This is a genomic window from Knoellia sinensis KCTC 19936, from assembly GCF_000768705.1.
GTDB lineage: Bacteria > Actinomycetota > Actinomycetes > Actinomycetales > Dermatophilaceae > Knoellia > Knoellia sinensis.
This window is the reverse complement of sequence record NZ_AVPJ01000015.1, coordinates 1-25,024: the sequence shown is the minus strand read 5'-3', so window position 1 is coordinate 25,024 and position 25,024 is coordinate 1. Positions and strand designations below refer to the sequence as shown.

Sequence of the window (25,024 nt, the reverse complement as noted above, 5' to 3'; positions counted from 1 at the left end):
GATCGTTGCCAACGCCGGTCGACGGTGAATTTGGGACATTCTCGGCGCGGAGCGGTATCGCGAAGTGAGTACGCCTCAGCATCCCCGGCGTCGGTGCTTTCCAGTTGACGTCGCCGCTCAGATGTTCAGCCCTGATTGAACTCGACCGCCAGGAGTTCGGCGTTCGACGAGACGAAGGCTGTGCCCGAGGAGCTGACCGCGAGGCGCAGCATGGGCCGCTCGAGGACCAGTCTGGCCTTGCCGGTCTGCGCGTCCACGGCATACAACTTCGACCCCTGAACAAGCGCCCACAGCACGTTCGCCTCAGGGTCGTACTCGAGTTCGCCGGCGAGTCGCCCAGAGTGCTGGTCTGCCGTCAGCCTGATCGTTCGCATGAGGTCACCGTTCCGAGAGTTGTGGCTCGTCAAGGCGCCGTTGGTCAATGCCCACACCCGGTCCTTGGAGTCCACCTCGACGCCACGGATGGCTGGGGCTCCCGGACTCGGTACGACAGACCACTTGAGCTCGCCCGTCGTGGGGTCCAGGGCGTAGAGGTGTGCGTCGGTTGTTGTGGGCGCTGGCTGGGCATAGGAGGCGATGATCGACGTCCCGCCAAAAAGCGTCCCACCCCGGGCGGCCAGGCCAACGGTGCTCTGGTCGGCGATCGGACCCTCCCACACCGTGGGGGTTCGCGTGGCCTTATCGACGACCACCACCGAGCCGGTCAGTGTGGCGTTTGGTTGGGTTCCGAATGCCACCCTGTTGCCCAGGTCGGCGACGGCTGAGATCCGGTTCTGGTCACCGGGGCCACCGTCATGCAGGAGGGTCGGGTTGTCGACGCTGCCGATCGGGCCCGGCGAATATGCCGGGTTGTGCCAGACCTTGGTCCTGTCCCACGCATACACCCGGGCGTCGGGATAGACCCCAAGCCACACCTGATCTCCGTCGGGGAGAATGGATTCACCTTGAGCGAACCTGTGGAAGGTTTTGGCGCCTGAGTCTGGGTCGACCGCTGCGATTCCCCCGTTGAGGTAGCCACCCACGTAGACCTCATCGTCGGCACCGATCACGTTGATCCGGATCGGCTCGCCGCTCAGCGGAGCATCGCGCACCTCCGAACGATCGGTTTGAGGGTTGTAGAGAACGACCTGACCGCGCCAGAGGACCTGAACGAGGGTCTGCCCGGGCCACCCGGGGTCCCCGAGGTCCATCCACCCAACACCACGGTTGTTGACCACCCGCCCGCTGACCACGGCCGAGGTCTTCTCGACCGCGAGGGTCTCCGGGTCGAAGCGGGATACCGTCCCGACAGCACCGTCTGTGTGCATGTAGTAGATCTTGCCGTCGGGGCCGACCTCGGACAGCGACAGGCCCGCCACGTTGGGGATGCTGCCGACCCATGTGCCCGAGGCCGGATCGTAGACGTGCTCTGTGGCGTTGATGATGCTCGAGCCGATCCTGGCGTAGAGCCTGCCGTCGATGGCGTTCATGTCGCTGACGTTGCCGCAATTGGGCGCAGGCTGAGGCAGCTCGGTCTTAACGCCCGTTGCAGGGTCGATCGCGAAGATGTGGCAGTCATAGGTGCCGGCGTAAACGATGCCGTCCAGGGACGTGATGCTCCGAACGTAGAGCTGCCCGTCCATCATGCGGCCGTAGTCGCGCACAGCGCCGGTCGCCAGGTCGTACGAGAAGACTGCCCCGCCCGGGTAGGTGCCGCCGTAGAGCTTGCCATCGATGATCGTCATGGCGAAGACGTATGTGTCTCCAGGACGGGGACGTCCCAGGTCTTCAATGGTCGAGTTGGAGCCGGCAGCACGGCGATAGAGATGGCCGTCCCCATAGGTGCCGACGTAGACGTCGCCATTGGGAGCGGTGACAATCCCGTAGCCGCCAGGCGCGCCTCCCCCACCGTCGGCGTGCATCAAGGGCTGATCCGAGAGAACCGATCCCGAAAGCGGTGATAGGGACTGCAGGCGAGCCGGACTGCCAGCCGTCACAACCCACATCGCCTCCTGCCCGTCAGGCCCCGGCCCAGGGGTGCCGCCCAGCACCAAGACGTCATAGAGGGGCGTCCCCAGCGAGCGGACGGTGACGTCGGAGTCAGAGGCTGTTGTCAGGCGCGCCTGCGCTGGCTGGCTTGCCACCAAGCCAGCCAGGACGACAGCGAATGCCAACAGGAATCCTGTAACTCTTCGGTGAATTCGACGCATTCGACACTCCTCGACTGTGGTTCAACCGGGCTGTCCTTCGCTGGCCATCTTGGGTGAGGCTAGCGGTCCAATACCCGTTTGGCAAACGTTTTCTGGGCTGGCCTTTACGTCTGAAGTCTCAGACTGACGCCGTGCCCATCGGCGGCAAATTCACGGCGACTCGTATGCCGTTCAGCAACACCAGCAGCGAGATCCTGCGCGCGTGTGCTGTCGGTCAGCCGGGCAGACTCAGCCCCGCGGGACAGCGGTGGAGCCGCGCACCAGTAGCCTGGTATGCAGGGTGCGCGAGCGTGGGGTCCGGCTGGACTCGAGGGCATACCGCGCCGCTTGGGCACCCATCTCACGAAGCGGCAGCTGCACTGTCGTCAGGTTCGGCGTGACGTCCAAGCCGGCAGGAATGTCGTTGAAGCCTGCAACCGAGATCTCATCGGGCACGGAGATGCCTTGCTCCGAGAGGGCATGCATCGCACCAACCGCCATCTGGTCAGCAGTTCCGACCACTGCCGTCACAGCGGGATTGGTGGCGAGTAGCTCGCGGACACCGCGCTCACCGCCCTCACGAGTCGCCGCGCCGTGCAGGACGACCACGGACCCTCCGGCGCCCTCCACTGCGGCGCGGATCCCGTCGATGCGCTGGATGGTCGAGGCCAACGTCCTAAGGCCCGCGAGAATCCCGACCCTGCGGTGGCCAAGGTCAACCAGGTGTCGCCCGAGTGCGGTCGCCCCCTTGGCGTTCGTCACGAGCACGCGGTCAACGCCGAGGTCGGGCTGCCCAATCGCGACCACTCGCCCACCCCCGGCGAGGTACGACGCGACGCGCTTGCGTAACCCCGCGGCGTACCTCTCCTCCGCGAGGGTCGAGCCCGCAATGATCACTGCGCCCACCCGGTGCGACTGCAACAGGCCGAAGTACTCGAGTTCTCGGTCGATGTCGCGGCCGGTCGTGCAGATCGTCACCAGGACGCGAGCCCCGGTTGCCACGTCTTGAACGCCGTCGATGATCAACGAGAAGTACGGGTCGCCGACATCGCCCGCCAGAACGCCCACTGTCGCTGAGGAGCCGACGAGAAGGGCGCGCGCCTGGGCGTTGGGCACGTAGTCGAGCTCCTCCGCTGCCTTGAGCACCCGGGCGCGAAGCTCGTCCGCGACGGGATAGGCACTGCCGGAAAGGACCCGCGAGGCGGTGGGAACGGACACGTCAGCCACTGCGGCGACGTCGCGCAGATTGGCAGGCACGTCGTCAGCGTATTACAACGCTGCTCCCGATTCCGGCCACCCAGGCTTGACGCAACCAAGGCCGTCCGCGTAGGTTCCCCAGCACGTCGAGAAAAGGATTTCTCCTGTGGAGTATGGACAACTCACGTCGACCGACATTCGCACCGAGGCCGACCTTGAGCTGGCGCTGTCGATGCCGAGCGAGCGTGTCGGCGCAGATCTCGCCGAGACTCGGGGACCCATCGTCATCCTCGGCGCCGGTGGCAAGATCGGACCGAGCCTCGCCACGATGGCTCGGCGCTCCCTGGACCTTGTCGGGGACCACGACCATGAGGTCTTGGCCGTAGCCCGCTTCACACAAGACGGCGTTCGAGACTCCCTCGAGGCGTCCGGGGTGAAGACGCTGAGCGCAGACCTGTCGGACGAGGCGGCCGTGCGCAACCTCCCGGATGCCGGCGCGATCTTCTATCTCGCAGCGATGAAGTTCGGCACGGCCGGTGCCGAGGCTCGCACCTGGTGGTTCAACACTGCCATCCCGGCGATGGTCGCAAATCGCTATCGCGGCGTTCCATCGGTCGTCTACTCCACAGGCAACGTCTACCCCCGGTCCATGTTGACGTCCGGCGGCGCCACGGAAACCACCCCGCCGGAACCGATCGGTGAGTACGCCCAGTCGTGTCTGGGGCGCGAACGCATCTTTTCGTATGCAGCGCAGTCATTCGAGACTCCCGTCTTGCTGTTTCGGCTGAACTACGCTTGCGAGTTGCGCTACGGCGTCGTGGCCGACGTCGCCGCCCGGGTCGCGGCAGGGAAACCGGTCGACGTCACCATGCCGATGGTCAACGTGCTTTGGCAGGGCGACGCCAACGCGTGGGCGCTGTCGAGTCTCGCGATGGCGAGCACCCCTGCGGCCGTGCTCAATGCAGCCGGCCCCGAGACGGTGTCGGTGCGCCACATCGCGGAGCTGGTCGGTGAAGTCGTCGGTGTCGCGCCCATCTTCACCGGCGTCGAGGCGCACGACGCGCTCTTGAGCAACGCCGGACTGGCCATCGAGCGGTTCGGATATCCCAGCATGGCCTGCCGCGAGCTCGTCGGACGCGTCGCCACATGGGTCGCCGGTGGTGGCCGGACGCTGGGCAAGGCCACGAAGTTCGAACAGCGCGAAGGGCGGTACTGATGAGCACGAGTGCGGCGCCGGGTTCGATCGATGTCGCGGCTCGGCTACGAGGTGGCGTTCTGATCCCGGCCCACCCCTTGGCGTTGACCTCCACACGCGAGGTCGACTGGGTTGCCCAGGATCGCCTGACCAGGTACTACGTCGGGGCAGGTGCGAACGGACTCGCGGTAGGCGTGCACACGACACAGTTCGAACTCCATCACGACGCCGGACTTCTGCGAGAGGTATGGCAGCGCGCAGCCGACGCAGCCCTTGACGAGGCAGAGCACCACGACCGAAGGCCCCTCCTCATTGCCGGCATCGTGGGTGACCCCGACCATGCCGTCCGCGAGGCCGAGATCGCCCTTGAGTGCGGCTACGAGGCCGCACTCCTGTGCCCTTGGGGCATGACCAACCGCAGCCCCGCTTCCCTGCTCGACCGAGCTGCGGTTGTGGGCCTGGTCATGCCGACGATCGGGTTCTACCTGCAGCGGGCCATCGGCGGCCTTCACCTCGATCGAAAGTTCTGGAGCGGGCTGTTCGACCTGGAATCCGTCGTCGGAGTCAAGGCGGCGCCCTTCGATCGCTATGCCACCAACGACGTGGCACAGGCCCTAATCGTGCACGACCGGTGGCAGGACGTTTCCCTCCTCACCGGCAACGACGATGCCATCGTGCACGACCTAATCACGCCCGTTATTGCCTCTGTGAACGGCAAACGTCGGACCCTGTGGTTCGAGGGCGGCCTACTCGGCCAGTGGGCAATCGGCGTAGCCGAGGCAAGGCGGCTCTTGGATATGGCCGTGAAAGCCCGACACGACGTCGGACTGGCGATCGAGGTTCTTGCAGAGGCTGCCGCCGTCATAGAGGTCAATGCTGCCGTGTTCGACGTCGACAACAATTTCGCGGGCTGTGTGGCCGGCGTTAACGAAGCACTGCGCCAGCAGGGGCGCGTTGCCACCAGCGTGTGCCTGACCGACAAGGAGCGGCTCTCCCCCGGTCAAGCCACCCTGATCGAACAGGCCCGGATGCGCTTCCCGCACATCTTTGATGAGTAGGTCCCCAAAGGTGGGCAAGGGGCCTTGCCGGTCGAGAAAACGTTCTCTAGAGTACAACTCACGCTCGCGAAGTCCGCGACCAATGGTACGTAGGAGGCTTGCAGATGAAGATGCCGCGCAATTTGGCTCTGACCGGTGTGCTCGCAACGAGCTTGGTCCTGACGGGCTGCGGAGGCTCCGGTGCAGAGAACGACGAAGCCGCTGGAGCGGATGGCGCCACCGGCGAGGTCACTATGTGGGTCTATCCGATCCTGACCGACGAAGCAGCCAACAAGAAGTTCTGGGCTGACACCGTGCAGAAGTTCAAGACCTCCAACCCCGGAATCGATGTCACCGTCGAGGTGTACCCGTGGGCCAAGCGCGACGAGGCCCTGGCAGCCGCCATTGCGAGCAACACCGCGCCAGATGTGGTCTACCTGGTCCCCGACCAGGTGCCTGTGTATGCCCGGAGCCTGGAAACGATCGACTCCATGGCAAGTGAAGATGCCCTCAACGACACCCAGGACAATGCGAAGGCGGCCGCCACTGTAGACGGCAAACTCGTCGGTATGCCGTTGCTCACCTCGGTGACCACGCTCGTCTGTGACAAGCGAGCCTTCAAGAAGGCGGGAGTGTCGACCTATCCCACGACCTGGGACGAATACCTTGCGCTGGGCCCCACGTTCAAGGCGCAGGGGATCGACCTGTCCCTCATCACCGCCGACGCGTCAGGAACCCTCAACGTCAGCTATTACCCCCTGCTCTGGCAGGCCGGCGGCGACGTGCTCAACGACGACAAGACAGCCGCTGCCTTCAACGAAGCTCCAGGAGTGGAGGCTCTCGACTACTTCAAGAAAATGTATGACGGCGGCTTCATCAACAAGGACTACGTCATCAAGGCTGCCCCCACCGAGCAGACGGGCGTTGCCAAGGGCACGGTCGCCTGCACGTGGGGCGTCCCCACCCAGGACCTCGTGAAACTGTGGGGGGCGGAAAACATGGAGGTGCTGCCTCCGTTGAACAAGGCAGAATCGGTCGGATACGGGACTGTGGGCTCGTTGTCCATGCTCAAGTCGACCGAGAACAAAGAGGCTGCGATGAAGTGGATTGAGTTCGCCACGACTCCTGAGAACAGCAAGCCTCTCCTGACCGCCGCGAGCTTCTACTCGCCTCGCGAATCGGCTGGCTCGTTGTATCCGGCAGGCTCCGTCGACGCCGCGCTCGAGAAACTGGTCCCCGAGATGACTGTTGGCGCGGTCAACGACAAGTCGCGTGCAGTGATGGGCGTGCTCACGCCAGAGATTCAGGCCGCGGTCATCGGTAAGAAGACTTCTCAGCAGGCGCTGGACGACGCTGCCAAGGCCGCCGATGCCTTAATGAAATGACCAGGCTGAACAGCGGCAGCGCCACCGAACTCTCAGGTGAAGAATCTGCGGGAGCGAGATGACGGAGTCCCGATGAGCGCACACCCAGCGCTGAGTGAGGCTCCACCTCGCGGCGAGCCGAGCGCAGTCCCCCGACCCGATGGCCCCTCGCCAGTGCGCCCCAGGCGCCTGCTGAGCCATCGGCGTCGGGAGGCCTACGCTGGCCTGCTGTTCGTCCTGCCGATGGCGTTGCTCTTCATCATCTTCCGGTTTGGTCCGTCGCTGGCGGGGCTGCTGCTCGGCTTTTTCGACTACTACCCGGGCGACACTCCGGAGTTCGTGGGAGTGGAGAACTTTAAGCGGTTGGCGGAGGATCCGAACTTCTGGACAGCGCTCAAGGTGACGCTGATCTTCGGATTCCTCTCCGTTCCGACGGGACTTGCCATCTCCACCGTGATGGCACTGCTCGTGCGTCGCGGCTCGCGCACGGTGAACTTCTTCCGCTCGGTCTACTTCCTCCCCGTCATCACGTCCCTGGTCGTGGCCGCGGCTGTCTTCGGCTGGTTCTTCTCGACTGGAGGGCCGGTGTCGAGTGTCCAGTCGGCACTCGGCCTGGGTGACGCATCGTGGCTGCGCAGCGAGACCTTGGTCATCTTGGCCCTCGTCGTCGTGAACGTCTGGACCCGCTACGGCTACGGCATGTTGATCCTGCTGGCCCGCCTGCAGGACCAGCCTCGTGAGCTCGAGGATGCCATGCGCACGGACGGCGCCAGCTCAATGCAACGCTTTCGCCACCTCACCCTTCCCCACCTGCGACCGGCGCTGTTCTTCCTCGCGGTCATCGAAACCACTGCGAGCTTCCAGATCTTCGACCTCGTCTACCTCATGACCGGGGGAGGGCCCGCGCGAGCTTCCCACACACTGGTCCTCGATCTATACGAACGAGGGTTCCGCAACCTGGAGTTCGGCATGGCCAGCGCGATCGGCGGCGTCCTGTTCGTGCTCACGCTTGTCGTCGCGGGCATCCAACACTTCATGCTCGGGAGGGATCGCACATGACGCATCCAGTTCACCAGCCCCCCCAACCTCGGGTCACGAGTCGTCGTCGGCTTCGCCTCGACACAGGCACACCGGATGCAGGCGGGTCCCGTCTCGGTCGAGCCGTTCGGCTCGGCACCTTGGCCCTCATGGCCGTCCTGACGTTCTTCCCCTTCTATGCGATGGTCCTCATCAGCTTCAAACCAGCTGGTGCCGTCGACTTTCCAGGGATCCTCGCCCCTTGGAACCTTGAGCTCTCGGCATATCAGCGAGTCCTGGGCGGCTCCGATCTCATCCGGTGGTTCATCAACAGCGTGATCTATTCACTGGTGAGCGTCGTACTGGTGCTCCTTCTGGCCACCCTCGCCGGCTATGCGTTCGCCAAGAAGCGATTCCCGGGGCGGAGCGGACTGTTCTGGTCGTTCCTGGCGATGGTGATGGTCCCGTATCACGTGACCCTCATCCCCACCTTCGCGATGTTGTCGCAACTGCACGGGGTTAGCACGTGGTGGGGTCTGATCCTGCCGACGATCGCGAACGCGCAGGCCGTCTTCCTCATGCGTCAGTTCATCCTCGGCATTCCGGACGACCTCTTCGAGGCGGCCCGCATCGACGGCGCCTCCGAACTGCGCACCTTCTTCACGTTGGTGGTGCCCCTCTGTCGTCCCATCCTGGCGACATTGGGCGTCTTCGTGTTCCTCTGGCATTGGAACGACTTCCTGTGGCCGCTCATCATGGCGCGCAAGACCGACATGTGGACCCTGACGGTCGGTGTTTCCTCCTTGCAGGAACAGGCCGCCCCCTTCAACGTCGTGTTCGCCGGCGCCACCCTGTCACTGGCTCCGGTGTTCATTGCCTACCTCTTTGCTCAGCGGCACTTCGTTGAAGGAGTCGCGTCGACAGGCATCAAGGGCTGATCACAGGGCAAGCCTCGCGTTCGCCGCCCGCACTCGCCACGCCGCCACCAGCGGAGGGAAGAGAGGGGCGTGCGTGCCAAACAGGATGCGAGCTGAGCCCCATTCAGCCACAAGGCGTGGGAGTGCATCTGGCGTGTCGAGGTGCGAGGTTTCGACGTAGACGTTGGGCTTCAGCAGTCGAAGAACCGCTCGGGATTCGGCCTCACGCAGGCCGGCGAACACCGTTGACCCTGACACCCTCTGCGCAAGATCGACGATGAGGCCCGGGTCGAGGTCGACTGGAGTGACGTCAGGCGACATGCACCGGGGATCGGACACTCGTGCCTGGACGATCAGCCCGAGACCGTGCCCGACGCACTCGTCGGCAAGCGCGAGAACACCATCGACCACGTCCGGCGACGGACCCGGCACTACGCGCACGGTGCTCACTCGCTGCACGAGCACATCATGCGACCACGCAGCGCCCAGGCTGTCCTGGAGGGGGACGCCCAGTCCGACTATCGGAACGGGCCGAGTCGAGACCCCTGGAACCCTGCCCCACTTGCGGAGTCGGGCATTGGCCCCCGGCAGGTCAGTTCCAGACCACAGTGCCTCCAGCGGAGACACCCATGCCCGTTCGACTTCGACGTCACGAAGGCCGGAGCCCAGGTCACTCCGGGCTGCACGCGACGCCTCGTAAGGGCTGCTCACGTCGGCGAATACGCAGGTGTCCTCACGAACGCTGACTCCGCGCACAGGCGGCTCATGGCGCTCGACCATTGGGCTCACCCTTCCGTCGAATGCAAGCGGGTGAAGACCCGAGCAGCGTTGTCGCGCAGGATCCTCTGCCGGGTCGCCGCGTCGAGCTTCGCCGAATGCACCTTGGCCAAAGCCGTGAGCGGATCGCGCACGGGCACATCACTTCCGAAAATCACGCGGCCTGGACCGAGCGCTGAAACCGCGTACTCGAGCAGGCCTGGGGCCGGATCCCCGCCACTCGTGTCAACGACGACGTTGTCGAGGCCTGCGACCTCGTCGACGCCGCGCTGGCCCGCACCTCCTAGGTGGGCCATGATGAAGGTCGTCTCCGGATGGCGAGCGGCGGCGGTCGCGACATCGGTGGGGGTGGACTCGTTCTGGAACTCCTGAACGCGCTTGTGCCACGCGTGTGCGAGGACGGGGACACCGAGCTCCGCGGCCCGTTCGGCGATGGCATCAACCCGCGGGTCACTCACCCTCGTGGCAATCCAGAGTTTGATTCCAACGAAGGGGCCGTCGGTGATGTACCTGTTCATCAAGTCCAACGACATGCGCGAATGCTCGCCGGAGCACAGCACCATGCCCGCCAACTCCGGATGCGCGATGACGGCTGCCCATGCAGCCTCGTTCGCCAGGACGAGTTCGTCAGCGGTCGGGTTCTCGAGCATTGCGTCGACTCCGAGTGACGACACGATGGAACGCCCGATGCCCAACTCGGCTGCGGTGCTCACAATGTCCGCTGGGACACTGCCCGAGCGCCACGGCGAGAATCCGCTGGCCACGTGTGCGTGACTGTCGATGATGCCGCTGGGGCCATCTCCAAGTCCCGCGACCATGTCCCTTGCCACGTGGAAGAGAGTATGCCAAGTTTGGGGAGAAATCGCTTTCTCAACCTCCGAAAAGACCCGCCATGACCGAAGCGCTTGCCATCGCAGGCGGCACACCGACCCTGTCGTCCCCACTGACGCCGCGCACCCCGTTCCCTCCGGAAGCCCTGGACCTCATCACCGAAGCCGTCGGTAGCGGAGTCCTGTTCGGCCCCACTGGACCGCTGACCCAGCGCTTCGAGGGTGAGTTCGCAGAGCTAACCAGAACGGCACACGCAGTAACGGTGTCCTCGGGGACCGCAGCCGTCCACACCGCCATCGCCGCCCTCGATCCGGCGCCAGGGTCCGAGGTCATCACGGCCCCGATCACCGACGCGGGGAGTGTCGCTCCACTGCTCTTCCAAGGCTGCGTCCCGCGCTTTGCTGACGTCGACGAGCACCTGAGCATGACCGTTGAGTCAGTGCGATCACTGATCAACGACCGCACAGCGGCTATCCTCGCGGTTCACCCGTTTGGCGGCGCCTGCGATGCCCCGGCACTGCGTGAACTCGCAGACGGCGCCGGCATCGCCTTGATCGAGGACTGCAGCCAGGCCTACGGGACGACGATCGACGGCCGACACGTGGGATCGTTTGGTTCGATCGGTGTGTTCTCACTGCAGCAGAGCAAGCACATCACCGCAGGCGAGGGCGGCGTGTGCGTCACGTCGGATCCGGGCCTCGACAACCGGATGCGACTATTCCGGGACAAGGGTTGGGACCGGTCGACGTCCGGTGCAAGGTCTTACCCCTCGCTGGGGCTCAACTACCGGGCGAGCGAACTGGTCGCGGCCTTGGCCATTCCACAGTTGCCCATATTGGGCGGCCGCATCACCGTCCGGCGGCGTCACGCAGCCACCCTCGACTCGGGTGTCACCCAGATCCGAGGGCTGAAGCCCTGGACTCCCGCCCCCAGGGTGCACGCGAGTTACTGGGCGTACCCCTTCATGGTCGAGGGGGGACGACGAGACGAGTGGGCGGCTGCACTGCTCGCCGAGGGCGTGCCGACCTCCCCTGGCTACACAGGGGCGGAGATCCACCAGTGCATGGCTGCACTCCACGAGGCAGGAACGTTCGGTGGCACGCGATACCCGCTGGACCTCGTCGAGCCCGCAGCGACATATTCATCCGATCTCACCCCGTCTGCACGCGCCATGCTGGAAAAGCTCCTCGTCTTCTGGCTCCACGAGGATTTGCCCGATGAGCAAGTAGCTCTGGTGGCGGCAGCCCTGCGCAAAGTTGGCGCGGCCCTGCTCCCCCCCTCAACCCACTAGCCCCTCTCGTTCGATCCGCCACACCCAGCCTCGGAGTCAGATGACACCCCCCGAAGGGCCAGCCACAGGGCATGTGATGCCGCGAATCGCCATGGCGCTGGCCCAGCCCATGCGGGACCAGGTCTTCCCAGATGATTCTTGGCAGGTCCTGAAGGACCTCGGGCGCCTCGATGTGCTGTCCGGGACAGACGCCATCGTCGATGCGCTGCCCGACGTCGAAGTGCTTGTCGCGGGGTGGGGGGTTCCCCCCTTGACTCCGGAACTCCTGGACACCGCTCCTCGCCTCCGCCTCATTGCCTATGTGGGTGCCGCCGTGAAGTCGTTCGCCACCCCGGCGATGTTCCAGCGAGGGGTGGTGCTTACGCAGGCGGGGATGGGTATGGCGCGACCCGTGGCAGAGGTGGCTTTGACGTTCTCCCTCAGTCTCCTGCATCAGATCCACGTCTTCGACCACGCGCTCAGGTCGGGCACCGACTTCGACGCGACCCTTGCCTTGGCCCGGCCCCGACACGAGATCGCAGGAGCAGCCTTTGGAGTGGTGGGCGCATCCCGGGTTGGCCGTGCCTACACGTCACTCGCCCAGAACCTTGGCGCCACGGTGGCAGTTCACGACCCGTACCTCGACGAGGCCGAGGCAGCTGCGCTTGGGGTGCGCCGGGTTGGCCTCGACGAACTCATGGCGCGTTCTCGCATCGTGGCTCTCCACGCACCCGTACTCCCCGAGACCAAAGAGATGATCGGAGCAGGGCAACTGGCGTCCATGCCCGATGGCTCAGGGCTCGTGAACACTGCGAGGGCGTGGCTTATCGATTCGGAGGCCTTGCTGGCTGAACTGCGGTCGGGGCGGATCGACGCCGCGCTGGACGTCTTCGATGACGAACCGCTGCGTGTCGACGACCCACTGCGCCGTCTGCCCAACGTCCTACTGACTCCCCACCAAGCCGCCGGGACGATCGAGGGCCGCGCCCGGCAGGGCACGGTGCTGCTCGAGGAGATCGGCAGATACTTCCGCGGCGAGCCCTTGGCACACTGCGTTACGCCTGAGCTTCTCGACCGAATCGCCTGACCTCCACCCCGATGCGGGCAGCGGCGCCCTTCGTGAGCTCCCGTTGGGTCGGGCAACGAGTAAGGCCCCGGATCGCTTGCGCGTCCGGGGCCCCAACGTCTGTCTCAACACAGAGTGCGCCCGAAGGGATTCGAACCCCTAACCTTCTGATCCGTAGCAAGTTCAAGTCTCCGACCCGAGCCGACCTCCCACGTCCGTTGCAACGCCCGAGGTTGACGTTTGCGCAGGTCAGCGCGGGTGGTGACGCCATGCGTCGCGATGAGTCGGCTGTTGTCAGATCGTTATCGAAGCCGCTCGCCGGAGATTTGTTGGGACCATTCTTGGACCGAAGCCTGCGCCATGCGTCCGGTTCACGTGGACCTCAACCCCACACATTCGGCTTTCACCTGGCAGCCAAGGAGGGTGCAGCACGAGGCCGAGGTGACCCCTCATCTCGACGAGCGGTTGACCGCATGAAAGCCTGCCTTCGTAGTCGTTTGTTATACACTCGATGAGTGGCTGAGTTCTTCGATCCCGACTGGCTCGACGAAGGCGAACCATTCGAGATCGACGCGCAGGCCGCGCACCTGTTCAAACACCCGCATCTTGGTGTCGATGACGTGCTCGACGTCTGGGCGAGTGATCCGCACTTCTACCCGCAAAGCCGCCGGCGCATTGGCTGATGGTGGCCGAGGTGGGAGGGAGGGTCTTGGTCGTTCCGATCGCACCTTCACGCTCTGGCGATCCCGCCAGGTGCCGACCTATCGGCTGCTACGAGGCATCTGCCGGCCTCGCCACCACCTACCGCAGGGACCGTGATGACTCCTGAATCCATGACTCCTGACGAGGAGTACGACTTCTACGCCCAGCCGGACAACCAGGAGCCGCAGGGCCAGCCGGTGCGGCGCACCAAGCGACTCACCGCACCGATCCCGGTCCGGTTCCCACCCGAGCTGCTCGCCGAGGTCAAACGCCGCGCAGACGCCGACGACCGATCAGTGTCGGCGTGGATCCGACGCGCCGTCGAGCATGAGCTGAGCCGACCCGCCTGACCTGCCACACCACGACAGGGGCCGACGATCGGCGCGGACTGACTGACTCACCTCTCGGCCCGGCGCCTCGCCTGCGGTTGCCCTCGGTCCTGGTGCTCGTCACAAAGGATGTGCGCGACGGGCGCCCTTATAGAAGTTCCTAACTCACTCTAACGATCTGTTATACATACGCCGCGGCTTGGGTAAATAGAAGCTGGCGGATCACCTCGGTGAGTCCCGGAAGAACAACCCCGTCCACCCGGGCGAGATCCTGCGCGAGGACGTGCTCGCCGAGATCGGCCTGAGCGTCGGCGAGACCGCCGCGCGGCTCGGCATCTCGCGCGTGACGTTGAGCCGCGTGCTGCACGGTCAAGCCCGGATCGCTCCAACCTCGCTGCCCGCCTCGAAGAGGCCGGCGTGGGCACCACACGCGCATGACTGGCCATGCAGGCGGCCAACGACCTCGCCACCGAGCGAACAGCTGGCACCCCGAAAGTCAGCCGCCTGCAACCAGTCCCCTCATCGACCGGCAACCGAGTTCGTCGCCGCCACGACCATAGTCAACTGGCCGCGGACCGGGCATGTCCGCCCGCCGCCGAGGGCGGAGTCCCAGCTATCGGCGCGCCTCGGTGCGCGGCCAAGACGGGCGCTGACACGGGTGTTCACTGGTTGTTGGTGACTCCGAGCAGTGTGGCTCGGGCCAACCGGGTGAGCAGGGCGGCGTCGACGGCCCGGTGTCCACCCGCCATTGACTCCAAGGCCCCGAGCGTCACCCGTGAGCCGCGGCGCGCATCGGAAGCGCTGACCCCCGAGCTGCCATGGGTGCGCCAGCCGCGCTCGGTCAGCATCTGCGCCACCCGTTCGTCGAGGGCCGCACCGCCATCTCCGGCTGCCAGCCCGAGCAGCAGCAACCACCCCGCGTCCGCCGCGAAGCCCTTGCCCAGTGGCAGCCGCTGCAGCACGGTGGCGACCAGCTCACGGGGGTGGCCTCTGACGGCCCGGGCGCGGGCGGTCGGGGCCAACGTGCCCTTGGCCTTGCGTAGCAGCCCGAGGTGTTGCGCGTTCTCACGAAGTGCAGCGACCGGCCACGTGAGGTCCTCCCGATTGGCCTTGCCGATCCACCAATCCGTCATCCCGGTGGATTGCGCGATCTGCGCGACCACACCCGGAGGCAGGTAGCCGGCTGTCGTCAGCTTCGTCCCCGCCCCGACGGCATCCAGCACCGCCAGCCACGGCCGTCCTGCGCGACGCACGTCTTCCTCGTCCAGCCCGACCGCCGCACGCGGACCCAAGGCCGTGAGCCACGCGGTCGCGTCCACCCACCCCTGGCCACGCAGACCCTGCACCAGGTTTGCCAGCGGCTCCGGAACGCCGTGCCAGGGCCGGTGCTCACCACGAACCCACAGCTGCATCGCCGCGGTCGCCTCGGCGGCGTCGAAGGCGTCGGCATCGTAATCGACGGGGAGCCAACCGTGGGCGTGGTCGGCGTCCTCGAACGGTTCGGGCACGTCGTTGGCTGGGGCCCCCGTTCGCAGCCACGCAGCGATCTCCTGGTACCCGTGGATCCCGCCGACGTCCTCGGGCGGGCACGCTCTTGCGCCACCCAGACACACCGGTTCACGGTTGCCCGGCGTCAACGGGACAACCGAGTCCAGGGTGACCCGATGCTCCCAGCCGTCGCCGAAGTCGTACAGGTAGGTCAGCCGGTCCCCCGGCGTGCGGAGAACCTGATCCAGGCGGACGCCGTCCTCGCGAGTGCCCTCGTCGCCCTCGTCCTCGTCGAACTCCGTGACGAAGTACGGCTGGTTGTAGCTCTGCCCGTCGCCGGGTTGAAAGCGGTGCAGATGCGAATCGGTCCAGCCCATCACGGCCTGGAACAGCGTGTGCACCACGTCCAGCGTAAGATCGCCCGGCAGGTCCAGGCGCCGCCAGATCCTGGGCGTGGAGCCCCGCAGCTCGAGGGTGAGCGTGAACAGGCTCGGCTCGTCCGGTGGCGTCGCGAGGTCGAACTCCCGGTTGCCCGGAGCAAGATCCCCGAGCAGCCCCAGGCCGCCGGTCAATGCGCCGCTGGACACCTGCTGCGTCAGCACCTTGAGTTCGTCCCTGCTCAAGTTCGCGACCCAGGTCTTGAGTGCGGCGGGGTCCGTGGGCACAGGTCGCATCTCGGTCACCGAACCAGTCAACCAGCCGAGCCGGCCCGCCCACCAACGGATGCTGGTCGGTTGGCACAACCACCCTCACCGAACACCGCACGAGCGACTGTCCAAACGAATCCACCGGATCAAGCATGGCTCGCGGCGGAGTGACGCACGTCGAAAAACTCTTGCCGGACGAGCCCGATCGCGCCATGAGCGGAAAACCCTGGGAGTCAGGGAAGCGCGTTCGCGTGTGAGGTTGACCTGGCAGTCGCCCAGCATGTTGAGTCCTACGGGTGACTGCTACGTCAAGCTCCTTCAACGGAGAACCGACCAACGACCTGGAGAAGATCCTCTTCGTGGTCCGTGATGACGCCACTCCAGCGAACAGCTACACATGGCGCATCTGGCCGGCAGCGACTTCGTTCTACCTCAAGTCCACAGCGCCGGGCTTCACGGATATGAAGCTCAGCTTGCACGGTCCTCGATCCGAGAACCCAGGGCCAGGGCCGTGGCTGAAGATCGGCCGAGACTCCAGCGTGGATGGCAACACTGGGCTGGCCGTCGGTCGATGGAACCTTCCGATTTGGTTTGCCGGCCACGAGGTCCAGCCAAACGTGCGGCACTGCGTTCGTTTCAGATTCGATTGGACGATGTTCAGGTCCGGCGTGCCATCTGGCCCGAACCCAGGCGACGTCAAACGGCCCAATCGGGCGCAAGCCGGGGTGGTACGACACGCCCCGGGTCCGGGGCGCGCCTTGGACGTGGATCTGTTCATCAGTACGAATCGTCCGCGCTGGCCGGAAGAATCACGAGTGAAGGCGGCCAACGCCATGCTGGGTCCACTCCGCAACAAATCGGGGCAGTGGCTCACTGGCGAGATCCACGAGCGCGACATGTCCCGGACCCCTACATGGCATCAGGTGGTGGCGCCAAACCTTGCCCACACAGCAACCGTGACTCGGGGGCTCGGGATGGGTGTTGACAGCGAGCAAGTGCTTTGGGTCAACGAGGTCGCGCTGGACCAAGTCAATCTAGAGGTGCTCGACCGAATGGATGAGGAGTCTGCCCGGGCCGCAAGTACATCTATACCCGCCCCGTTCCAACGTCGGGGTGTCCAACAGGACATGACGGCGGCCGACACACGATTCGGATTCACGATAGGCAACGTCGTGCGTGATCTGAACGAGGCGGCCGCGGGCGAGCGGTAGTCGCTTTTGAGCGGATCACAGAGGCTGACTTCCTAGGGGCAGTCAAGCCACTTGGCGGCTCGTAGGCTTGTTGTTGGCGGGCCCGGATGTTGGAGCGCTTTGCGACTTCTGTGACTCCGGGCTCGCTGCCTGCTTGCGTCGTTGATGCATGCGTCGACCTGCCGCGGCCACGCGCTGGTTACGGTCGATTTGGTAACGGGCTTTGACGATGGCTCGTCCCTCGGCTTCGGTGATGGGTGTGCCGTCGACATCGCGCAGGGCGTAGGGCTGATGGTCGCGCATGCAGGTCGCGATCCGGGTGACGAGTTGGGTGGCCAGATGGCAGATCGCGGAGTCGTGGTGCCGGTCGCCGACCATGAGCCGCTGGTACTTCGCCGCGATCTGCGGGTCAACCTTGCGGGCCTGATCGGCGGCGGTGCACAACATTTCGCGCAGCAGCGGGTCGCCGGCTTTCGTGATCGAGGACTCGACCTTGCCCACTCCGGACTGGCTGATCTTGGGCACCAGCCCGGTGTACGCCCGGATCGCCGCCAGCGAGGTGAACCGGTGCGGGTCACCGATCCGGCCGGCGATCACGGCACTGATCACTGGCCCCACCCCAGGTGCGGAGGCCACGATGCCGTCAGGGTCGGCCTCGGCGTACAGGTTCGCCACGCGCTCGTCGATCTGTTTGATCTGACGGGTCGGGAACAGGGCTTGCTCGGCCTCGTGGCCGATGTCCTCGCAAGCCCGGCGAAGTTCATCCCGGCCGGTCCCCACAGGGCGAGGGTGTCTCTGGCCGCCGCGACCAGCCCGACCGCGTGGTCCTGACGCCACGCCCGGCGGGATCGGGCGATCAGGAACCGGGCCAGTCGTGCCTGGCCGAGCCGGATCACGGTGTTCGGGTCGGCGTAGCGGGCCAGGAACTCGAGCGCAGCGATGCCGTAATTCGACCCGAGCACGTCGTACCACGCCGGACCCAACAGCTCGACCAAGGCGTCGAGCCGGGAGTAGACCGCGGTGCGGCGCTTGACCATCGTGGAGCGCTGCTTGACCAGCCGACGCAGCGGGTCGGCCGGTCCCTGACCCGAGTACTCCCGCAGCCCCTCGGGATGCAGCAGCGGCAACCGGGCGAGCAGCTCGGAATCGATCCGGTCGTTCTTGGTGTGCTTGGAGTAGTACTCCCTCAGATCCGCCGACTGCGTCGTCGGGACCATCACCACACGCGCGCCACGGCGCCGGAACCACTCCGCGACCACGATCCACGCGTTGCGCGTCGGCTCAAGCGCGACCGTCAGATCGCCCGGGTCATCCAGGCCCAGATCCATCCACAACCGCTCCAGATCAGCTGGCCGGGTCCCGAACTTCCGGCCCCGCCACACGGTCGCGCCATCGCGCGCAAGGGTCGCTTGATGCGCAGCCCTGCAGGCCACGTCGATACCCAAGGTCAAAGCCATCGTCACCGCTCCCATCAGTCGGAATCCTGTCCACCAGGTGACTGACCATCGCGGCCACCTCCCAGACATTCTCTAAGTAGGAGTCCACCCATACCGGCTGGCTCCAAGTTCCCGAACAGGGACACCGCATCGACCAGACACCGGTCCGCGGACGACCACTCAGCGCTCAGGGATCACCACGTGTCCCGGTCAGTGGCTCGACCGCCCGCGAACCTAACCCCACGCTAAATGTCAGAGGCGTCCACTACGGTCACGGCGTGAGTAGCCGTTCGCGCAGCAAGCGCCATCACACGGTCCCGAGGTTTCACCTGCGTGGCTTCGCTTCGCCCGACGGCATGCTTCGCCAGGTCGATCTGCGCACGGGGTCTCGTCGCCTGGTATCTGTCTCAGACGCGAGCGTGGTGCGGGACTTCTACACGGTCGAGCTCGAAGATGGCACTCGGTCGGATCGCTGGGAGAAGCGGTTCGCTGAGGCAGAGTCTCGAGTGGCGCCCATGGTGCGGGCTGCCACCCGAGAGGTTTTTTGGTCTCCTTCGCCGATCGAGCTGGCGCACCTAACGACTTGGATAGCCCTGCAGTTTCTCCGCGGACCCGACCACCGAAGGTTGCTGACTCAGATCCGCGCCCAAACGCTGGTCATGACGGTCGGCATGGGCGGACTCGCCTACTTACGCCACGCAATGTCCGAGGGCTTACAACGGGCGGTGTCGGCGGAAGAGGCGGAAGCGGTGTGGGACGACATTCATAGTCCTGGTGGTCCCGCCGTCCGCGTCACCGGATCAGAGCACATCCATTCGATACGCGGCTCACTGGGTCAGGCCGCCAACTTCATCGGCCACAGGAGTTGGCACCGTATCCGATTCGACCGTCGCTCACTTGCGATCAACGACAGCCCTGTGGGGCTCATCCCCGCAGAAGACCACCATCCGGCCCGCGGCGTCGGTTTGGCGAACGCCGGTGCCGTGACTATCGCCCTTGACCGTCGCACCCTGCTTTGGCTCGACCACCCCACGGTCGGTAACGGCGACTACCCGCCCTCAACCTTGGCCGCCCGGCTCCATAACCAGTCGGTCGTCTTCGGTGCGGAGCGATTCGTGTACATGCATCCGGACGACGCAGACCCAACAGAGGGGTTAGCTCTGCCTCGCGAGGAGAGGAGTCTGTTTGCGCCAGCCGGCGTCTACGACTTCGCTAATCGGGATCGCCCTCTGGCCGACGTCCTCGAGCAGATTGGCGAGCACGACTTTGACGCAGAACCCGACGCGATCATCGCCGACTACACCTGGCCGATTCCAGGTTACGAGCCGCACTCCACCGGTCCCTGGAGTTCAAGCACTCACTGAGTGCGGCAAATCAGGATGTTTGCCAGTAGGCGCCGGGTAGCGTCTGCCCATCCCGACAACAGGTGCGGCAGGGTGCCCGAGGCTTCGGCCGAACGGGTGTTCGCGACCACTGCCGTCAGGCTGAGCGGCGCGCTGCCGCAAGGGATCTCAGGTCGGGCCAGCGGGTCAGGACAGCGACCGCGGTCGGCATCGACCCGGCGAACCCACCCCACACGTCGGGGAAGGCCCAGCGGGCCAGGGAGATCAGTCGTCGCCGGGCCCGGTTCCCGTCGATGACGACCTTGCCGCGTCTGGTGCAGGCCCGCCGCAGAGCCAGCTGGGCCGGGGGCGGCGGCCGCAACGGCGTGAGCGTGAACACCTCGCCCGCGGTCGCCAGCACGTCGGCGTCGATCACATCCGACTTGTGCTTGGCGCTGATCGCGCCCCGCAACCGTGCCGAATCCCGGGTGCCGACCAGCGCCAAGTCCGCGCCAGCATCCCGCAACGCCACCGACAACCCCAGCCAGGTCATCGAAGTCGGCTCGGCCACCGCCACCCCCCCCGGATACGGGGCCAATCTGTCCCCGAGCCGCCGCAACCCGGCAATCGTGGGCGGAACATGAAAGCGGGTCAACCTCGGCTGCCCGTCGGCGTCGTGCTCGCGCACGCACACGTGATGGTTCGCGACCACCGCCGCGTCAATGCCAACCTGCACCCGCACCGGGGACAGGTCGCTACTGTGAATGGACACGAGGGTTCCTCCGTTCGCTGGACACGAACCCCCACCGCGTCAACCACCGGCCAGTGACCACGCGGGCGGGGGCACAACGGCAAGCGGGAGAACCCTCGCCCCTTTTGCCCGCCGAACCAAACCCGGGCCCGACGAACCTCGGCACGAGAACGGGGCAACTCCCGAACCTCACCACCCAGCCACACCAACAGTGGACGCCACGGCAGACAGTCCCTCGCTTGTGCGTGATCCGGTGCCTACCCGAGCCGGGCACCCCGCGTGGCGGGACCCGCCCCGGCCACCAATTCCCTAAACCGGGCCAGCCTCGGCCGGGAGAGCCGACCCCGAGCCTGTCGATCTCTTTCACGAGCCCGAACGCTCAGCCGGAAAACGGCACGACCCGAAGCCTTCTCCCACAGCCACCGTAGCGACCACCACCTGTCACCAGGAGGCCCTTCAAGTTATACAAGCCCGATAAGGCCGGTAGTGCGGAGATGACGGCGTTCAAGCGTGAAGCGCGATGGCGCCAGCACCGAGACTCGTTTTGGTCATCCTTCCCCAGATCCGAAATAGCTCTGATCGCCGCGGTCCGTCGAACCGAGAAGCCATTGCGCGTCGAGAGGCCCTGGAGTTCGCCAGAGAGAGTCGTCCGCTAGGTCCAATACCGTTCAGTTAGTGTTACATCGGTGTAGTTTGGGGTCATGCCTCGTGCTGGATGGGTGAAGCCGGAGACGGATCGTCGTTTGTCTGACCTGGTGTCGGTCGGGGTGCTCACGCGGGTGTTCCCGCCGGAGTTGGTCGATGAGGTGATCGCGCAGGCTGGTCGGACGGAGCAGCGTCACCGGTCGCTGCCGGCCCGGGTGATGGCCTATTTCTCGATCGGGATGGCGCTGTACTCCCAGGGGTCGTACCAGGACGTGCTGGCTCAGTTGACCGACGGGTTGTCGTGGGCCTCGGGCTGGCAGGAGAGCTACTCACCGCCGAGCAAGTCGGCGATCTTCCAGGCCCGGGCCCGGTTGGGGTCTGGGCCGCTGGCCGCCCTGTTCGAGCGGGTCGCGGAGCCGATCGGCGGTGACGACACCCCCGGGGTGTGGTTGGCCGGGCGGCGTCTGGTCGCGATCGACGGAACCTGCCTCGATGTCGCCGACACGCCCGCGAACACCGCGCACTTCGCACGTCCCGGGGTCACCAAGGGCGAGCAGGCAGCGTTCCCGCAGGCCCGGGTCGTGGCCTTGGCCGAGTGCGGCACGCATGCGATCTTTGCTGCTGCGGTCGGCAGGTACTCCCAGTCCGAGGCGACGTTGACCGAGTCGCTGCTGGACCGGCTGGAGCCAGGCATGCTGCTCACCGCCGATCGCGGATTCTTCTCCTACGCCTTGTGGCGCAAGGCGATCGGGACCGGAGCCGACCTGTTGTGGCGAGTCCGCACCGACAAGGCCGGACCCAAACCCACCCATGTCGAAGACCTTCCTGACGGGTCCTGGCTGGCCCACCTCCACCAGACACACTCGGCTGCGGCGCGGCGCGAGGAGCCGATACCGGTCCGGGTCCTCGATTACACCATCGAGGACGGACGAGACAACCCCACCACCTACCGGCTCTTCACCACCATCCTGGACCCCGACCAGGCCACCGCGACCGACCTCGCCGCCGCCTACACCCAACGCTGGGAGATCGAGCTGACCTTCGACGAACTCAAAACCCATCAACGCGGGCCACGCACCGTGCTCCGCAGCAAGTCCCCGGACCTGGTCCTCCAAGAGATCTGGGGACACCTGTGCTGCCACTACGCCATCCGCTCGCTGATGACCCAGGCCGCGCTCCACGCCGGACACGACCCGGACCGGGTCAGCTTCGTCGCCGCGCTGCGGATCACCAGAGCCACCATCGCCCAACCGGGCGCTTTCCCCCCCTGACGCCCGCGACCGCGACAACCCCGGCTGGCTGGGCTTCCTCCGCCGACTCCTGGGCCGGCTCAACCCCGCCCGGCGCACACGCGCCAACCCCAGGGTCATCAAACGCAAATACGTCAAATGGCACGTCAAACGCGCCCACCACGCAGCCTGGCCCCAACCCCAGCACCCACCCAACTACCTCATTCACCCCACCTAACTGAACGGTATTGCCGCTAGGTCGGGTCGCCTGGGCGTGAGGTTACCCTCTGGCACAGCCTGAGCAGTGTCCGACGTGCGGTAGTACCACTCGACCAATCCCGATCCCACCAGCCCCTCGATCGCTTGGGCAAGGCGATCCCGTGCAACGGGAATTTGAACGGTCAACTCCCAAAGACCGTAGTAATCCTCGGTCGCAAGGCTTAGTACCTCAATCTCGACGTCGTCCATCACCAGTCCGCCAAGGGGAAGGGACCAGACTTCTGCCCATTGATGCTGAAACGAATGTATGGCCCCTGCTTAATTGGGTTCGGGTCAGTCGCCTTTCCGGGCATCAAGCGCACCTGTTCGGAGAAGTTGTCGGATAGACGCCAACGAAAGCCGCCCGCGCGCGTCGGCCCTCGCTCATCGGTATGCGCGGATGAACCGCCCCGGGTCCTGGCGCTGGCCCTCGGCTACGGGGCCGAACCTCCCTCAGCCCATCTGATTCGGCCATATCAACATTCCGGCCACATCCGGGGTGCCATCTGTGAAAGGGACAAGGTGGGCGACCTCCGGTCCAGCGCTGGGTGACTGCTTCGGAACGAAGACCCTTGCTTGCCCAGCAAACTCGAGACATAGCCTCGTCGACTCGTCTACAGCCCCCGAGACCACGTCCCCAACTAGCGCGCAAAGCGCGTCTCGCGAGCCGACGTTCGGGTGCTCGAACCGCCCGGACGGTCCGACAACGATTGGATCAGCGAGACATCGGAGAATCGGGCCATCGAAGTGGAGTTCAACGTAGTCGCGCACGTAGCATGCGGCACTGAGTTCCAGGCCGATCAAATCCTTCAACTGGAATCGGTTCACCATGGCACATGCGCCCAGGGATTGGACCTGCTGATGGTTTGACCGGAGACGGGGTTCACTGTCTGGCCTGTCCTGTTCATGAACACAATTCTGCGGGCGTGGTGGGCAGTGGCGTCCATGACGCGGACTCCTGCAACTCTCGCGTCGAGCCCATGCCCGCCCGAGCCACCTAAGAACTGGAATCCCGGGCCATCGGTTGCCAGCGGTCCTTTCGCACCAGCCGGGACGGCCACGGGGGGGTCATCGGCAAAGCCAATGAATGAAGGACCATCTCCAACAGGGCAAGTATTATGCACCAACACGCCGATCCGCCCGACGTGGAAGGTATGAATGCCCTCAACGGAAAGGTTGTACGCGGCCGCGGTCCGGGACGTGCCAGTCTTCAGGCGAGCAACCGTTGCCGATCGTCCGCTAGCCCTTAGGACCTGCTCACCTGTTGCTAGTTCGTCGGCGCGTTCGAAGCGTTGGTCGGTGATGGACCAGAAGGGGTGGTCCTCGGTGGTGCTGATGACTTCACCGTCGATGACGAGGTCGGCGACGGTGTCGTCGTGGACGAAGACGTGAGTGACGTTCTTCGCCTGCTGCTCGCCCGTTTCGGGGTCGGAGGCGAGGACCTTTTCGCCGACCTTGACGTCCTCAATGGGCTTCCGTGACCCGTCGGCCATGAGTACAAGGGTGGGGCCGGTGAAGCTGCACGACTTCGCGCCGGACCCCAGGGCCCGCCAAACGCCCTTTATCGCCTTACTGGCAAGTCTGCCGACTCCAGGTGCGGCGATCCCAGCCGCCAGCATTCCGCATTCGGCTTTACCTCCCAGTAGGCACCCTTCGGTGTCATCTAGGCTCCCCAGCATGAGGTCATAGCCATTTTCGAATGTGCTTTGCAGTGACGCGGGCGTACTGGATCGCATCGTTTGACGGTCCTTGAGCAGGAACGCTCTTGTGGCAGATACAGCGGCCAAGGCCTTCTTCGTGTTGGCGCTCTGAAGCGCCTTCATCGTGCGCCGCCCGCGTTCGTCGTTCTTGTTCCTACCCCACCCGTTCTTTTTGAAGTTGGAGCCGCCCTTGTATTTGTAGCTGCTGGATTTCTTCCCGTAGACGCTCTTGGAGCCGTGTCGTTCGTTGCCGTACTTCCAGTAGGACTTCTGCTTGTTCTTCTTGGCTTTGGGTGCGGTGTAGACGGGGCGGCAGTTGGTGCAACCGGTGTCGCCGGCGCCGAGGGGCCGCAGTCCGTCGGGGTCGCTGTAGGCGAGGGGGTTGTTGTACCCGTACTGGTAGGCGTTGAGTTGGCGCGGGTCGCCGTCGTCGAGGAGGGGGTCGACGCTGATGAAGCGGCCCAGGGTGGGGTCGTATTCGCGCGCCC

Annotated in this window: 23 protein-coding genes; 13 read left to right on the top strand and 10 right to left on the bottom strand. The window is 65.4% G+C overall.

All coding sequences use genetic code 11. The features are described from left to right. Window positions 1-125 precede the first annotated feature (125 nt). Both N802_RS15610 and N802_RS15605 read right to left on the bottom strand, forming a co-directional pair. On the bottom strand, window positions 126-1,901 hold the full coding sequence (locus N802_RS15610; RefSeq protein ID WP_052110039.1) for an outer membrane protein assembly factor BamB family protein: 1,776 nt from the start codon (window positions 1,899-1,901) through the stop codon (window positions 126-128). A gap of 516 nt (window positions 1,902-2,417) precedes the next feature. Further along, a complete protein-coding gene (locus N802_RS15605; RefSeq protein WP_035918025.1) occupies window positions 2,418-3,425 on the bottom strand; it encodes a LacI family DNA-binding transcriptional regulator in 1,008 nt (335 codons plus the stop codon). A 106-nt stretch (window positions 3,426-3,531) separates the two neighbouring features. Between N802_RS15605 and N802_RS15600 the strand changes: the two genes are divergently transcribed. From N802_RS15600 to N802_RS15580, 5 genes are all read left to right on the top strand, one after another. After that, window positions 3,532-4,581 carry an NAD-dependent epimerase/dehydratase family protein gene (locus N802_RS15600; protein WP_211254438.1) on the top strand — a complete coding sequence of 350 codons (1,050 nt, stop codon included), beginning with the start codon at window positions 3,532-3,534 and terminating at the stop codon, window positions 4,579-4,581. A gap of 302 nt (window positions 4,582-4,883) precedes the next feature. After that, entirely contained in the window at window positions 4,884-5,618 is a 735-nt protein-coding gene (locus N802_RS15595; RefSeq protein ID WP_211254437.1) for a hypothetical protein, read from the top strand. 104 nt (window positions 5,619-5,722) lie between these two features. Continuing rightward, window positions 5,723-6,982 (top strand): ABC transporter substrate-binding protein, encoded by a 1,260-nt coding sequence (locus tag N802_RS15590; RefSeq protein WP_035918020.1) that lies wholly within the window; start codon window positions 5,723-5,725, stop codon window positions 6,980-6,982. A gap of 72 nt (window positions 6,983-7,054) precedes the next feature. Further along, window positions 7,055-8,020 (top strand): carbohydrate ABC transporter permease, encoded by a 966-nt coding sequence (locus N802_RS15585; RefSeq protein WP_084072274.1) that lies wholly within the window; start codon window positions 7,055-7,057, stop codon window positions 8,018-8,020. Window positions 8,021-8,148: 128 nt separating this feature from the next. Then, window positions 8,149-8,916 (top strand): carbohydrate ABC transporter permease, encoded by a 768-nt coding sequence (locus N802_RS15580; protein WP_245613969.1) that lies wholly within the window; start codon window positions 8,149-8,151, stop codon window positions 8,914-8,916. On the opposite strand, the gene N802_RS20320 is transcribed toward N802_RS15580, so the two are convergent. Further along, window positions 8,917-9,354 (bottom strand): amidohydrolase family protein, encoded by a 438-nt coding sequence (locus N802_RS20320; protein ID WP_156971452.1) that lies wholly within the window; start codon window positions 9,352-9,354, stop codon window positions 8,917-8,919. Window positions 9,355-9,680: 326 nt separating this feature from the next. Then, entirely contained in the window at window positions 9,681-10,502 is an 822-nt protein-coding gene (locus N802_RS19650) for an amidohydrolase family protein (protein ID WP_156971451.1), read from the bottom strand. Between the two features lie 62 nt (window positions 10,503-10,564). Between N802_RS19650 and N802_RS15565 the strand changes: the two genes are divergently transcribed. From N802_RS15565 to N802_RS15550, 4 genes are all read left to right on the top strand, one after another. Next, window positions 10,565-11,794 (top strand): DegT/DnrJ/EryC1/StrS family aminotransferase, encoded by a 1,230-nt coding sequence (locus tag N802_RS15565; protein ID WP_035918013.1) that lies wholly within the window; start codon window positions 10,565-10,567, stop codon window positions 11,792-11,794. Between the two features lie 76 nt (window positions 11,795-11,870). Further along, window positions 11,871-12,860: a hydroxyacid dehydrogenase gene (locus tag N802_RS15560; RefSeq protein ID WP_245613968.1), complete on the top strand. Its 990-nt coding sequence runs from the start codon at window positions 11,871-11,873 to the stop codon at window positions 12,858-12,860. Window positions 12,861-13,354: 494 nt separating this feature from the next. After that, entirely contained in the window at window positions 13,355-13,522 is a 168-nt protein-coding gene (locus N802_RS20650) for a hypothetical protein (RefSeq protein WP_211254436.1), read from the top strand. Window positions 13,523-13,672: 150 nt separating this feature from the next. Next, window positions 13,673-13,891 (top strand): YlcI/YnfO family protein, encoded by a 219-nt coding sequence (locus tag N802_RS15550; protein ID WP_211254435.1) that lies wholly within the window; start codon window positions 13,673-13,675, stop codon window positions 13,889-13,891. 160 nt (window positions 13,892-14,051) lie between these two features. Here N802_RS15550 and N802_RS20645 read toward each other — a convergent pair whose 3' ends face one another. Then, window positions 14,052-14,243 carry a hypothetical protein gene (locus N802_RS20645; protein ID WP_211254443.1) on the bottom strand — a complete coding sequence of 64 codons (192 nt, stop codon included), beginning with the start codon at window positions 14,241-14,243 and terminating at the stop codon, window positions 14,052-14,054. Here N802_RS20645 and N802_RS21070 point away from each other — a divergent pair. Next, window positions 14,154-14,549 carry a hypothetical protein gene (locus N802_RS21070; RefSeq protein ID WP_211254434.1) on the top strand — a complete coding sequence of 132 codons (396 nt, stop codon included), beginning with the start codon at window positions 14,154-14,156 and terminating at the stop codon, window positions 14,547-14,549. The two genes, N802_RS20645 and N802_RS21070, sit on opposite strands and share 90 nt — an antisense overlap. On the opposite strand, the gene N802_RS15540 is transcribed toward N802_RS21070, so the two are convergent. Beyond that, window positions 14,533-16,032, bottom strand: coding sequence for a plasmid pRiA4b ORF-3 family protein (locus N802_RS15540; RefSeq protein ID WP_245613977.1), 1,500 nt, complete (start codon window positions 16,030-16,032; stop codon window positions 14,533-14,535). The genes N802_RS21070 and N802_RS15540 overlap by 17 nt on opposite strands. 737 nt (window positions 16,033-16,769) lie before the next feature. On the opposite strand from N802_RS15540, the gene N802_RS15535 reads away from it, so the two are divergent. Then, window positions 16,770-17,216, top strand: a complete 447-nt coding sequence (locus tag N802_RS15535) for a hypothetical protein (RefSeq protein ID WP_156971450.1) — start codon at window positions 16,770-16,772, stop codon at window positions 17,214-17,216. A gap of 42 nt (window positions 17,217-17,258) precedes the next feature. Here the strand turns inward: N802_RS15535 and N802_RS20910 are convergent, their stop codons facing one another. Further along, window positions 17,259-17,804 (bottom strand): IS110 family transposase, encoded by a 546-nt coding sequence (locus N802_RS20910; RefSeq protein WP_245613967.1) that lies wholly within the window; start codon window positions 17,802-17,804, stop codon window positions 17,259-17,261. After that, window positions 17,801-18,667: an IS110 family transposase gene (locus N802_RS20905; protein ID WP_245613966.1), complete on the bottom strand. Its 867-nt coding sequence runs from the start codon at window positions 18,665-18,667 to the stop codon at window positions 17,801-17,803. The genes N802_RS20910 and N802_RS20905 overlap by 4 nt, the downstream gene beginning before the upstream one ends. Window positions 18,668-18,909: 242 nt before the next feature. Here N802_RS20905 and N802_RS15525 point away from each other — a divergent pair, with 242 nt between their 5' ends. Further along, window positions 18,910-19,995, top strand: coding sequence for a DUF4238 domain-containing protein (locus N802_RS15525; RefSeq protein ID WP_169743447.1), 1,086 nt, complete (start codon window positions 18,910-18,912; stop codon window positions 19,993-19,995). Window positions 19,996-20,110: 115 nt separating this feature from the next. Here N802_RS15525 and N802_RS15520 read toward each other — a convergent pair whose 3' ends face one another. After that, a complete protein-coding gene (locus N802_RS15520) occupies window positions 20,111-20,689 on the bottom strand; it encodes an IS110 family transposase (protein WP_281175149.1) in 579 nt (192 codons plus the stop codon). Window positions 20,690-21,405: 716 nt separating this feature from the next. On the opposite strand from N802_RS15520, the gene N802_RS15515 reads away from it, so the two are divergent. Then, entirely contained in the window at window positions 21,406-22,620 is a 1,215-nt protein-coding gene (locus N802_RS15515) for an IS4 family transposase (RefSeq protein WP_035918004.1), read from the top strand. Window positions 22,621-23,660: 1,040 nt separating this feature from the next. Here N802_RS15515 and N802_RS15500 read toward each other — a convergent pair. Further along, the coding region (locus N802_RS15500) for a polymorphic toxin-type HINT domain-containing protein (protein WP_035918000.1) at window positions 23,661-25,024 on the bottom strand (1,364 nt) is incomplete at its 5' end.

What these genes read in the sequence shown, in the direction of transcription:
- N802_RS15610 (WP_052110039.1), bottom strand. Translation starts at nt 1,901, where the DNA reads ATGCACGCCGACGGTGGGGGAGGCGCGCCTGGCGGCTACGGGATTGTC.
- N802_RS15590 (WP_035918020.1), top strand. Translation starts at nt 5,723, where the DNA reads ATGAAGATGCCGCGCAATTTGGCTCTGACCGGTGTGCTCGCAACGAGC.
- N802_RS15585 (WP_084072274.1), top strand. Translation starts at nt 7,055, where the DNA reads ATGAGCGCACACCCAGCGCTGAGTGAGGCTCCACCTCGCGGCGAGCCG.
- N802_RS15580 (WP_245613969.1), top strand. Translation starts at nt 8,149, where the DNA reads ATGGCCGTCCTGACGTTCTTCCCCTTCTATGCGATGGTCCTCATCAGC.
- N802_RS15565 (WP_035918013.1), top strand. Translation starts at nt 10,565, where the DNA reads ATGACCGAAGCGCTTGCCATCGCAGGCGGCACACCGACCCTGTCGTCC.
- N802_RS15560 (WP_245613968.1), top strand. Translation starts at nt 11,871, where the DNA reads ATGCCGCGAATCGCCATGGCGCTGGCCCAGCCCATGCGGGACCAGGTC.
- N802_RS15550 (WP_211254435.1), top strand. Translation starts at nt 13,673, where the DNA reads ATGACTCCTGACGAGGAGTACGACTTCTACGCCCAGCCGGACAACCAG.
- N802_RS15540 (WP_245613977.1), bottom strand. Translation starts at nt 16,032, where the DNA reads ATGCGACCTGTGCCCACGGACCCCGCCGCACTCAAGACCTGGGTCGCG.
- N802_RS20905 (WP_245613966.1), bottom strand. Translation starts at nt 18,667, where the DNA reads ATGGGAGCGGTGACGATGGCTTTGACCTTGGGTATCGACGTGGCCTGC.
- N802_RS15515 (WP_035918004.1), top strand. Translation starts at nt 21,406, where the DNA reads ATGCCTCGTGCTGGATGGGTGAAGCCGGAGACGGATCGTCGTTTGTCT.